This is a genomic window from Candidatus Planktophila versatilis, assembly GCF_002288105.1.
GTDB classification, from domain to species: Bacteria; Actinomycetota; Actinomycetes; order Nanopelagicales; family Nanopelagicaceae; genus Planktophila; species Planktophila versatilis.
On the sequence record NZ_CP016774.1, the window covers coordinates 801,370 to 813,057 of the forward strand.

General features: G+C 48.8%; 11 protein-coding genes. All 11 read right to left on the bottom strand.

The window, feature by feature from the left end:
• Window positions 1-6: 6 nt before the first annotated feature.
• Window positions 7-2,268 carry a [protein-PII] uridylyltransferase gene (locus A1sIA79_RS04095; RefSeq protein ID WP_095674951.1) on the bottom strand — a complete coding sequence of 754 codons (2,262 nt, stop codon included), beginning with the start codon at window positions 2,266-2,268 and terminating at the stop codon, window positions 7-9.
• A gap of 39 nt (window positions 2,269-2,307) precedes the next feature.
• Window positions 2,308-2,646, bottom strand: a complete 339-nt coding sequence (locus A1sIA79_RS04100; protein ID WP_095674952.1) for a P-II family nitrogen regulator — start codon at window positions 2,644-2,646, stop codon at window positions 2,308-2,310.
• Window positions 2,643-3,947 (bottom strand): ammonium transporter, encoded by a 1,305-nt coding sequence (locus A1sIA79_RS04105; protein ID WP_095674953.1) that lies wholly within the window; start codon window positions 3,945-3,947, stop codon window positions 2,643-2,645. The genes A1sIA79_RS04100 and A1sIA79_RS04105 overlap by 4 nt, the downstream gene beginning before the upstream one ends.
• A gap of 156 nt (window positions 3,948-4,103) precedes the next feature.
• Window positions 4,104-4,940, bottom strand: a complete 837-nt coding sequence (ftsY, locus tag A1sIA79_RS04110; RefSeq protein WP_095674954.1) for a signal recognition particle-docking protein FtsY — start codon at window positions 4,938-4,940, stop codon at window positions 4,104-4,106.
• Window positions 4,941-4,958: 18 nt separating this feature from the next.
• Window positions 4,959-8,495 (bottom strand): chromosome segregation protein SMC, encoded by a 3,537-nt coding sequence (smc, locus tag A1sIA79_RS04115; protein WP_223298322.1) that lies wholly within the window; start codon window positions 8,493-8,495, stop codon window positions 4,959-4,961.
• Window positions 8,496-8,562: 67 nt separating this feature from the next.
• Window positions 8,563-9,195, bottom strand: coding sequence for a ribonuclease III (gene rnc / locus A1sIA79_RS04120; RefSeq protein ID WP_236856100.1), 633 nt, complete (start codon window positions 9,193-9,195; stop codon window positions 8,563-8,565).
• A gap of 49 nt (window positions 9,196-9,244) precedes the next feature.
• The gene (gene rpmF, locus A1sIA79_RS04125) at window positions 9,245-9,418 is read right to left on the bottom strand and encodes a 50S ribosomal protein L32 (protein ID WP_095674956.1); all 174 of its coding nucleotides are present in this window, start codon (window positions 9,416-9,418) and stop codon (window positions 9,245-9,247) included.
• Window positions 9,419-9,512: 94 nt separating this feature from the next.
• A complete protein-coding gene (locus A1sIA79_RS04130) occupies window positions 9,513-10,082 on the bottom strand; it encodes a YceD family protein (RefSeq protein WP_095674957.1) in 570 nt (189 codons plus the stop codon).
• 21 nt (window positions 10,083-10,103) lie between these two features.
• Window positions 10,104-10,586, bottom strand: coding sequence for an ATP synthase subunit B family protein (locus A1sIA79_RS04135; RefSeq protein WP_095675495.1), 483 nt, complete (start codon window positions 10,584-10,586; stop codon window positions 10,104-10,106).
• A 2-nt stretch (window positions 10,587-10,588) separates the two neighbouring features.
• Window positions 10,589-11,071, bottom strand: a complete 483-nt coding sequence (coaD, locus tag A1sIA79_RS04140) for a pantetheine-phosphate adenylyltransferase (RefSeq protein ID WP_095674958.1) — start codon at window positions 11,069-11,071, stop codon at window positions 10,589-10,591.
• 29 nt (window positions 11,072-11,100) lie between these two features.
• Window positions 11,101-11,688 carry a 16S rRNA (guanine(966)-N(2))-methyltransferase RsmD gene (gene rsmD / locus A1sIA79_RS04145; RefSeq protein WP_095674959.1) on the bottom strand — a complete coding sequence of 196 codons (588 nt, stop codon included), beginning with the start codon at window positions 11,686-11,688 and terminating at the stop codon, window positions 11,101-11,103.

Genomic DNA, 11,688 nt, shown 5'->3' on the forward strand with positions numbered 1-11,688 from the left:
GGAACTCTACTTCAGGGCTGCTCGAATTCGAATCGCCACTTCATTGGCACGTTCGGCGCTCAGTGGGCCTCCCCCAATTTCACTCACATAAAGGGTGTCAATGGCTTCGGCACCCAGTGTTGTGACAATGGCAGAGCGAATATCAATATTGCTTCGGGTAATTGCATCACCGATACGAAATAGCAGCGCTGGTTGGTCGTGGCTTCTTACCTCAATAATGGTTGCATCAGTTGCCGCATCCATAAAGGTCTCAACAACAGGTGCGGGAACGGGAATAGTAGGCAGCTGGGCATATGTGTCGATACGTTCTTGGATTCGTGATGCAAGCGAACTCTTATTCTCCAGAGCCCTGGCTAGCTCTTGATGCAACTTCTCTTGCGTTAATGCAGGCGCATGAGGGTCCGGGATAACTATCCATTCCATAACGGCTGCTTGTGCAACAGATTTAGTTCGAGCGGATCTGACATCAAGGCGCATGACGTTGAGCACGCCAGCCACGATAGAGAGTAGACCCGTGCTATCTGGCACAACTATCTCGATGGCATAGACATCACCGCGATCTTCAATGCTGACCGAAAGCACACCCGATTCGGCGCGGGCACGTTGTGCATCCGTGAGTTCAGGTTGCTGAGCAACCGTGTTATCTGTGATCGCCTTCTCCACCCGCTTCACTAGCTCTGCCACAAGCGAGGCTTTCCAATCACTCCATGCAGCCCGCCCGGTTGCTTCTCCATCGGCAATGCTAAGGGCATGTAAGAGTTCAAGAGACTGCAAATCTGGAATTACTTCTGCAACTGAAGTGATAGTTGCCGGATCATCTAGGTCTCTACGCGTGGCTGTTGCTGAAAGTAGTAAGTGATGCTTGACCAATAGCTTTATCGTTGCAATATCATCGGTGGAAAAACCAATGCGTAAGGCAAGTGGCTCGATGAGCCTTTCTCCTCTTTCCGAATGGTCTTCTTCCGTTCCCTTTCCAATGTCATGAAAGAGCGCGCTAAAGAGAAGCAGGTCAGGCCTGTGAACTTTTCGAGTTAGTGCTGCCGCATGAACAGCTGTCTCAACCATATGTCTATCAACGGTATGGCGATGTAAGACATTTCGTTGTGGAAGAGAACGAACAGCTTTCCACTCTGGAATCCAGGCAAAGAGAACTTCTTCCTGATCAAGGGCTTCAAAGACTTGCACCATCGCCGCACCTGCACCGATAAGTGAAATCAGGTTCTCACGAGCATCACGTGGCCAAGGATTTGGAAGGTGACCCAGACCATTTTGCAGCGATTCTGATAAACGCTCAAGTGAGTCCATTGACAATGGAAGTCCTAATTGAGCCGCCGATGCTGCAGCACGTAATCCAATCACCGGATCACCTGCAAAATCTGCGTTGGTATCAATAACTACTTCCTGATTAGAAACGCTGATATCGCGTGAAATTGTTGTCGTGCGCACGCGACGCAAGAATCGTCCAGCGCCATCTTTGCCTTTATGTGCATATCGATACCACGTTGAATCTAGAAGGTAGTCAACCGAACGAGCAGCCTGGGCAACTTCACTCATCAGGGCATCGGCATCGGAATAACCCAATAGCGCTGCCACTTTATCTTGCTCTTGAAAAAACAACTTGTCCTTATCGCGCCCACTGACGGTATGAAGGGCCTCTCTCACGTTTGCGAGAATTGATTCAGCAACACTTATCTTTTCAATCGGAATTAAAATCGTTCCACTTTTATGGATTGCGCGCAGCGCAGTGATATCACGTAATCCACCACGAGCCTCTTTCAGGTCAGGCTCTAGTAGATATGCCAATTCACCAAAACGTTGATGGCGTTCGGTCAGAGAACGCTCTAGTTCAACAAGTCTGCCCTTTGAATTCTTACGCCATTCATCTAACGCATCGATTTGTACGCCGGCAACCAGATCAGCACTTCCACAGACAAGCCTGATATCTAATAGACCAAGAATTACCTTGAGATCATCACTAGCCGCAGCTCGAACCTCCGCGCGGGTGCGGACGGAGTAGTCAACCTTTATCTTTTTATCCCAAATTGGATAAAGAATCTTATTTACTAACTCTCCCAACTGAACTTCAGGCAGGGATCCGTTATGAAGAATGACAATATCTAAATCCGAACCTGGAGATAGTTCGCCGCGGCCGAAACCTCCGACCGCGGCGATAGCTACCTCTTCAATATTGGCGCCACTTTCTTGGAACAGCGATGTGAGAAGAAGATCTCCCTCGTTAGATCTATTTCTTCGCTCTCGTGTTCCCATGGTCCAATCTTAGTTTCCAGTTACTTGGTTTGGACCTCCCTAGATAGCCTCAGGTCCACGCTCTCCTGTTCGAACGCGCACGACCTGTTCTACTGGAGTTGTCCAAACCTTTCCATCACCGATAGATCCTGTTGATGCAGCTTTGACGATGACATCCACGGTTGATGCCGCATCCTTGTCATCTACAAGAACTTCGAGACGGACTTTTGGAACGAGGTCAACGGTGTATTCAGCACCACGATAGACCTCGGTATGACCACGCTGGCGTCCGAAGCCACTGGCTTCAGAGACAGTCATGCCGTTAATGCCTGCTGCTTGCAGAGCATCTTTTACTTCATCTAACTTGAACGGTTTGAGAATTGCGGTAATCAACTTCATAGTGATGCACCTCCACGTGATGAGCTAGCTAGTTCATAAGCAGATTCAGCATGTTCCTTGAGGTCGATGCCTTCGATTTCAACTTCACGTGTGACACGGAAGCCGATAGTTTTTTCGATTGCATATCCGATAATCAGAGTTGCAATGAATGAGTACGCAAGTACTAGACCAACACCTAGTGCTTGCTTGCTTAGCAGCGCAGTTCCACCACCATAGAAGATTCCATCTAGTCCGATGCTATTGACAGCGCTAGCTCCGAATAGACCGATTGCTAGTGAACCCCAGATGCCACCAACAAGGTGAACGCCTACGACATCGAGTGAATCATCGAAGCCGAACTTGTACTTCAGGCTCACTGCAAGTGAGCAGAGGATTCCGGCGATGAAACCGATCACCACTGCAGCCCAAGGAGCAACGAATGCACACGCTGGTGTGATGGCTACAAGACCTGAAACCGCACCTGACGCCGCACCCAATGATGTTGCATGTCCATTGCGAATCTTTTCAACTAAGAGCCAACCGATTACTGCACCCGCAGTTGCGACCTGAGTATTCATAAAGGCAAGTCCTGCGATTCCATTTGCAGCAAGGGAAGATCCAGCATTAAAGCCAAACCAACCAAACCACAGTAAACCTGAGCCAAGCATTACCAGTGGCAATGAGTGTGGACGCATTGATTCTTTACGCCACCCGATGCGCTTTCCAAGAACGATTGCAAGTGCCAAACCTGCAGCGCCGGCATTGATGTGAACGGCAGTTCCACCAGCAAAGTCTTGGACTCCCTTACCTGCGAGATATCCGGTGCTAGTGATTGTGTCGCCAATCTTGTTTCCAAATGCGAAGACCCAGTGAGCCACTGGGAAGTAGACAACTGTTGACCAGATTGCTACAAAGATTGCCCATGAAGTGAATTTTGCACGATCAGCAATGGCACCAGAGATAAGTGCTGGGGTGATGATTGCAAACATTAATTGGAAGGCCGCAAATACGAGAACTGGAATTGGATACACGCCGCCGTTATTGGCGAGCTCATTTACCTGCCCACCAAGGCCGCTGAGTCCGATTCCACCATACCAAGGTGAATCTGATTTATATCCAAAGGCTAATTCGAAACCATAGATAACCCAAAGAACGCTCACGATTCCGATTGTCACCATCGACATCATCATCATGTTAAGAACACTTTTCGTGCGAACCATTCCGCCATAGAAAAATGCCAAGCCTGGAGTCATCAAAAGCACGAGGGCTGTACTTGCCAGCATCCATGCGGTGTCACCGCTGTTAAGAACTACTTCTTCCATATCGAGTCCATTTCCGAATTCCTTCTATCGGAATCCATTACCTACGATTGAGATACTCGTCGTTGAGATGAGGCAAAGATGCCTCCGGCGCATTACAGGAGATGGATTTGCAGGTTAAGGGTGTGTCACAAATACGCCCCAATTGTTACAAGTGGGTTACGCGAGCAAGCCTTCTAGGTACTTCTCGGGGTCAAATGGGGTGAAATCAGTGGCGCCTTCCCCAGTCCCGATGAACTTAATGGGTAGATCCAGAGCGCTTTCGATAGCCAGTGCTACCCCACCGCGCGCACTTCCATCGAGCTTGGTCAGTATCAGTCCGGTGACATCAACAGCTTCACTAAATACTTTTGCCTGCGTAAGACCGTTCTGTCCAGTGGTCGCATCAATAACCAGGAGAACTTCAGAGATCGGTGCAACCTTTCCAACAACTCGCTTTACCTTGCCAAGTTCATCCATGAGCGCACTCTTATTATGAAGTCGTCCAGCAGTATCTATCAGAAGAAAATCAGCACCAACTTCTAATGCACGTTTAGCGCTATCAAAGGCGACCGATGCCGGCTCGGCTCCTTCTTTTCCTGAAATAGTTTCAATACCGATGCGTTGACCCCATGTTGTTAGTTGCTCAACAGCTGCGGCGCGAAAAGTATCGGCTGCTCCAAGGAGTATGGACTTTCCTTGCGAATGTAGATGTGTTGCTAATTTGGCAACCGAGGTGGTTTTTCCCGTTCCATTAACGCCGACAATCACAATGATCTGAAGGCCATCTCCATCGGCTAGCGCACGAGACTTCTCCGAAAATTTACCACGCAGAATCTCTTTAATCGCAGCTTCTGCATCATCTCCGCGCATCTTCTTCGCGGCCGCCAACAATTCTGTGACCAGTGATGGGCCTAAATCTGATGAGAGCAGTTCGGTCTCAATCTCAGACCAATCGAGTGCTGATGCTGTGGAAGTTCCGCGGACCTTGGCCACTAAACGATTAAATAGACCCATCGTTAACCGGCTAGAAGATTACGCGGTTTCAGATTCACGTAAACGCTGTGAAATCACTTCAGTCACGCCATCTCCACGCATTGTCACGCCATAGAGCGCATCGGCTATCTCCATGGTGCGCTTCTGGTGGGTGATGATGATCAACTGTGAACTTTGGCGTAACTCTTCCAAGATTGTTAGCAGACGACCTAAGTTCACATCATCGAGTGCGGCCTCAACCTCATCGAGTACATAGAACGGACTTGGGCGCGCTTTAAAGATAGCAATCAACATAGCGATTGCAGTAAGTGACTTCTCGCCTCCCGATAAAAGTGAGAGACGCTTGACTCGCTTACCTGGCGGACGCGCTTCCACATCGACTCCAGTATTGAGTAAATCATCCGGGTTAGTCAGGAAGAGTCGACCATCGCCACCTGGAAATAGTCGGGCAAAAATATCTTTAAAGTGTTCAGCCACTTCTTCATAAGCCTGCATAAATATGTCTTGCACGCGATCATCAACTTCCTTGATGATATCCAGCAGATCTTTCTTAGTGTTCTTTAGATCTTCTAGCTGCTCAGCAAGAAACTTAAGACGTTCTTCCAGGGCGTTATATTCTTCAAGAGCTAGCGGATTTATCTTGCCCAGCAGTGTGAGCGAACGCTCAGTTGCAGCGAGTCGCTTCTCCTGCTGATCACGGCGGTACGGAATCAGTTCGGTTGCAACAATTTCACCTGACTCAGTTTCGATAAATGTAGGCACATCCTTATCAGGGCCATATTCATTGATCAGAGTTGGAATATCTATTCCCAGTTCCTCAACTGCCTTAATCTCAAGTGCTTCTACTCGCATGCGTTGTTCTGCGCGCGCTATCTCATCACGATGAACACTCGAAGTGAGTTGGTCGAGTTCAGATGTCAGTTCGCGATTTCGTGCGCGCACAGTCAGCGTTTCACCTTCTCGATCAGAACGGTTTGTCTCTAGCCGGGAACGTTCAGTCTGTGCTTTTGCAATAGAACGTTCAATTTTAATGAGAACTTCATAGGCCGCTTCAGCGATTGCTTGAGAAATAATGGCACCTCTAGCTCTGGCTCCACGTCGCGATACCGCGCGTTCAGAGGCATCGCGTTCTGCTTGCGCTGATTCTTCTAGTGCTAACGCGCGCGCTGAGATTGATGTGACTCGCTCTTCAGATGTACGCACAGCTAATCGTGCCTCAACTTCAGTTGTTCGAGCCTGTGAGACAGAGTTGCGAATCTCCTCCACACTTGAGTGATCCGGCTCGGTTATCTCACCATGTTGCTGCATTTGCGTGCGAGCAATAACTAGTTCATTCTCATCACGAGACTTAGCAGAAGTCGCTTCATTGATTGCAACTGTGAGGCGATCTACCTCTGCCCCTGCCGACTTAATGTTCTGGCCTGAAACCGCTAATTGCTCGGTCAGCGCAGCAATACGAGCATCTGATTCATTGAGCTTAGCAACGGCTGAATCAAAAGTAGATTGCCTATTTTCTACCTCAGTCACAGCACTAGAAATCTCAAATTTTAAGCGGTCACTCTTATGGTTGATATCTTCAAGCTTCGCACCCAGGTCGGCAACAAGTGCGGAGATTTCAATGAGTGAACGAGAAGAGGCGGAACCTCCTCGTGCGCGGTGTGATGAAAATACATCACCATCACGAGTAACCACAGTGACTGACTTGTGTTGACGCAAAATGCCTTCGGCTTCAGATGGGTTATCGGCCACAACTGTTGTTGATAGAAGTGATGTTAAGAGTTCAGAAATTTGGTTTGAGCGAACGTGGCCAAGAAGAGAGGTGAGGCCACTAGGGGTAGAAGTCGCAGATTGTTGGCCAGATTCATAGACCAGCACATCTGCTTGCCCGAGATTTTCACGGCGAAGTGTTGTCAGAGCGCTCACTGCAGAAGAAAGATCTTTTACAACTACTGCATCTGCCAGTCCCCCGAGTGCGGCAGCCGTTGCAGCTTCCCATCCTTTATCAATTTCAATGAGAGAAGCGATACTTCCCAGAATCTGCACGCCACGTGAATCGCGTACCAATTCTGCAGCGCCATCGCGCGATTGCGAGGTAATACGAATCGCCTCCAGCTTTGATTCAAGGGCATTTCGCTCACGGTCAGCTGCTCGCTCGGCATCAATGAGTTCTTCGTGAGATTTCTTCGCCGCATCAAGTGCGCTCTTTGCAACCTCAAATTCAGAGTCGAGGCCTTGTTCTCCGGCATCGGCGTTACCGATTTCCATTTCAAATCTAGCGTAATCAACCTTTGCAATATCTAACCGGGATTGTGCTTCCGTGCGTGCAGCTTGAACACGTGAAATTTCCTCTGTGATTGCATCTAGTCGCGCCGCCAGAGATTTGATATGTCCTTCTTGACGCGCTGTGCCTTCACGTTGATCAGCAATTGCGCGCATCGCCGCAGCAATGGTGTCTTCCTCGGACTTGAGCGCTGCCTCGGCAGTACCCAAGAGAGTTGTTGCTTGCGTGAGTGCACTCTGCGCCTGAGCAACTTCTGCGCGAAGTCGAGATTCTTCAACGCGCAGCGCCGCAGCTTCTTGGTCAAGAGCTTGCGGATCGCGCCCAGCATTACGAGCTTCCTCTGCTTCTTCAGCTAAGAATCGTGAACGTTCTTGCGCAAGTGATTGCGTGCCTCTAAATTTTTCACGCAGCGCACTTAATGAATAGAAATTCTCTTGTGCGCTAATTAATAGCGGGCTCTCAAAAGCTGAGGTGGCATCAAGTTCCTCTTCTCGGCGACGAACTCTGTCGAGTTCTGTCTCAACTAGAGAACGGCGTTCGCGTAGGGCATTCTCATCTGCAACTTCTGCATCGAGGGTCTTTGACATTGCAATGTAATCATCTGCCAGCAATCGCAGCTTTGCATCACGGAGGTCTGCCTGGATGGTGGCTGCCTTCTTGGCGACCTCTGCCTGTTTGCCAAGCGGACGAAGTTGACGCCTGAGTTCAACGGTGAGGTCATTAACGCGCGCAAGATTTGCTTGCATGGAGTCAAGCTTGCGAATCGCTTTCTCTTTACGTTTACGATGTTTAAGAACACCGGCAGCTTCTTCAATAAATCCTCGTCGCTCTTCCGGTGTTGCCAACAAAATTGCATCCAGTTGGCCTTGCCCAACGATGACGTGCATTTCACGGCCAATACCGGAATCACTTAATAGCTCTTGAATATCGAGAAGTCGTGATGCTTCACCGTTGATCTGGTATTCACTCTGTCCATTGCGAAAGAGGATGCGAGAAATAGTTACTTCGGTGTATTCAATCGGTAGCGCGCCATCGGTGTTATCGATAGTGACTGCAACTTCAGCGCGACCAAGCGGCGCTCGGCCAGATGTTCCGGCGAAGATAACGTCTTCCATCTTTCCACCACGCAGAGATTTTGCGCCCTGCTCGCCCATCACCCATGTGAGTGCATCAACGACGTTAGATTTTCCAGAGCCGTTAGGTCCGACCACGCAGGTGATCCCGGGTTCGAGTCGAAGAGTGGTGGCAGAGGCAAAGGATTTAAACCCTTTAAGTGTCAGACTCTTCAAATACACGCGGTAAACCTACCGGTGTGTGCGCCTTTGGTATAAAAGCGACTCGGGTCAAGTTGAACTTGAGGGTTTAAGGCTCGAGTAGAGAAAGAATTTCCAAAGCGGTGCGGGCTGCTGATTGTTCTGCCTCGCGCTTACTTTTTCCACTTCCTTCTGCAATCGCAGCACCTGCAACTAGTGCAACTGCAGTAAAACTCTTATCGTGATCTGGACCTGTTTCACTGACTTGATATTCAGGAGATCCCTTGCCTTGCGCGGCTAATAACTCTTGCAGCGCGGTCTTTCCATCAAGTCCGGCGCCTTTCGACATTGCACTATCGAGGGTCTCTTTAATCAATTGGCGAACCACGGTAGTTGATTTTTCAAATCCACATTCAAGATAAATAGCGCCAATTAAGGCTTCTAGTGCATCAGCAAGAAGAGAGTTTTTATCTCTGCCATTTGTGACTTCTTCGCCTTTGCCCAAACGGATATATTTTCCGAGTTCGAGAGTTCGCGCGATATCTGCAAGTGCGCGCATATTGACTATGCCTGAACGCAGTGGAGATAAACGACTTTCATCAAGATCTGGATATTTAACATAGAGCTCTTCGGTGACGATCAGGCCTAAAACAGAGTCACCTAAAAATTCCAGGCGCTCATTGGTCGTTGATATTCCAGTTTCATAAGCAAAGGAACGGTGGGTAAAGGCTAACTCAAGCAGTTCTGGAGAAAGTTCGATCCCTAATTGCTTAAGAAGGTTTGAGTACAGATCAGACCTCTAGAACCTGACGGCGGTTATATGTGCCGCATGTTGGACACGCAACGTGGTTGAGCTTTGGTTGCTGGCACTGTGGGCAAGTTGAAAGAGCCGCTGCAGTTGTCTTCCACATGCTTCGACGGGAACGTGTCTTTGAACGAGACATTTTTCGCTTTGGTACTGGCACGGTAATCTTCCTTAATCTTGATGGCTACTTGATTGCTGCAAATCTAGATCCGCTAGCTGGTGTTGCGATAGGGCTAAGTATCGCCCATATCTGCTTAATTGCCAAAATCCAGGCTTCCAAGACCCGACCAGCGAGCATCGATGACTTCATGGGCATGGTCCTCTGGAAGGGATTCCCACTTTTCCCCGCAATCAGGACATAAGCCCAGGCACTCTTCGGAGCAGAGCGGGTTCACCGGCAGAGTGAGAATAATTGCATCGATGATGGGAATCTCAAGGTTCATGAGGTCCCCCTCCATCTGCAACTCTTCAACATCTTCTAAATCAATATCTTCTTCTACGCGCTTTTTCTTGCGACCTTTTTCATTTGTAGGCTCGTATCGATAAAGCTCTTGAATTTTTCGGTCGATGACAACTTCAACTGGGTCTAAGCAGCGAATACATTCTCCTTGAGCTACCGCATAAATATCAGCGCTGAGAAGAACTCCTTCAGTCACTGACTCAAGCCGGGCGTCAACTTCAATGACATCGCCTTCTGGAACTGCAATCAGCGGCACTCCAATACGCGCATTGGCCGCAATATCAAGTTGATATTCCTTCATCTCTCCGGCACGACGAGCAAGCTCGTAAGTATTGAGCATGAAAGGTTCGGTATTTCTATTCATCTAAATTAGTCCTCTTGATTGCTAGCGATCAGAATTTAGCTGAGATAAAACGTCGTTATCGCCCGCACCTTCAAGTCGTTCGCGTCCGCGAGCCACTGCATCGAGAGTCTTATTAAGAATGACTTCTAGGGTGGCAAGGCGAGCGTCAATATATGCCTCGACCTCACGTCGCTCATCTTCGGCTATTGCGCGAGCATCATCGAGAATTCTCTGGGCTTCATCGCGTGCCGCCTGCACAATTGAAGTTTGCTCAATCATTCGTGAGACATCTTCACGTGTCGTTGCAATCATCGCTTCAGCGCTATTTCGACCCTCATCAATAATTCGATCACGATCTTGCAAGATGGCTTCGGCACTTAAGAAATCAACTGGGAGAAAGTCACGGGCACTCTGCAAAATTTCCAACATCTCCCCACGATGGACAACACAGGAGGCAGAAAGTGGCACACCACGTGCCTCTTCAATCATCGCAATCGCGGTATTAAGTTTCTCTATTGAATCCATTGTCATTCTGATGCTCCTACTCGTGCTTTGAGTGCTTGATGAACATTTTCCGGAACCATGGTTGAAACATCTCCACCAAAGTGAGCAAGCTCCTTGACAATCGATGACGATAAAAATGAATGGGTTGGCGAAGTTGCCATAAACATGGTCTCCACACCCGAAGCTTGGGTGTGCACTTGAGCCATCTGTAACTCATAATCAAAATCTGTGACCGCGCGCAAGCCCTTCACGATTGCCTGCACCTTGTTTGCCTTGCAGTATTCAACGAGGAGTCCGTCCCCAGAGTCAACACGGACATTTTTAAACTTTGCAACGTTTTGCTGAATCATCTGCATCCGCTCTTCAATAGTGAAGAGCGCTGCTTTCTTACGGTTCACAAAGACGGTCACGATTACTTCATCAAATTGATGGCTGGCGCGCTCGATAATATCTAAATGCCCAAAGGTGATGGGATCAAATGACCCGGGACAAACGGCGCGTCTCATAGTGCAAACGCTAGCAATGATTCGAGTTGTTATCCATTTTCCGCATCTTCAGGCGTGGGAGAACCATAGAAAATAGTTGCTTGGCCGTAATTCTTTTCACGTACTTGCTCAAGTCCATCGGGCCAGGAAATCTCACGCACTCTGCTATTTCGCTCTACTGCAATCAGTGCCTGTGGATGTAAGAAGCCACCAGAGACAAGCTGGATCAGAGTTTCAACCACATCAAGGTCATCGAGGTCATAGGGAGGATCTACATATACGAAGTGATATTGCCACTGTGCCTTATCTTGCAAAAATCGATTTACGCCCATGGTGTATAGATGAAACATTCCAGGGCATTGTGCGCTCTTGATATTCTCGTAGTTCTTCTCAATCGCTTGCGCTGCGGGCTCATCTTTTTCCACCGCGTGAACAACTGATGCTCCTCGAGAAAGCGCCTCTAGCGCAATCGCTCCGGTACCAGCGTATAAATCGAGAACATGCAATCCATCAAAATCTCCAAATTCTGAGGCAAGCGTTGAGAAGAGCGCTTCGCGCGCACGATCAGATGTTGGACGTGTGGCAGATGCAACGGCATCGATGTTTCGCCCTTTTGCACGACCGGCAATGATTCTCAT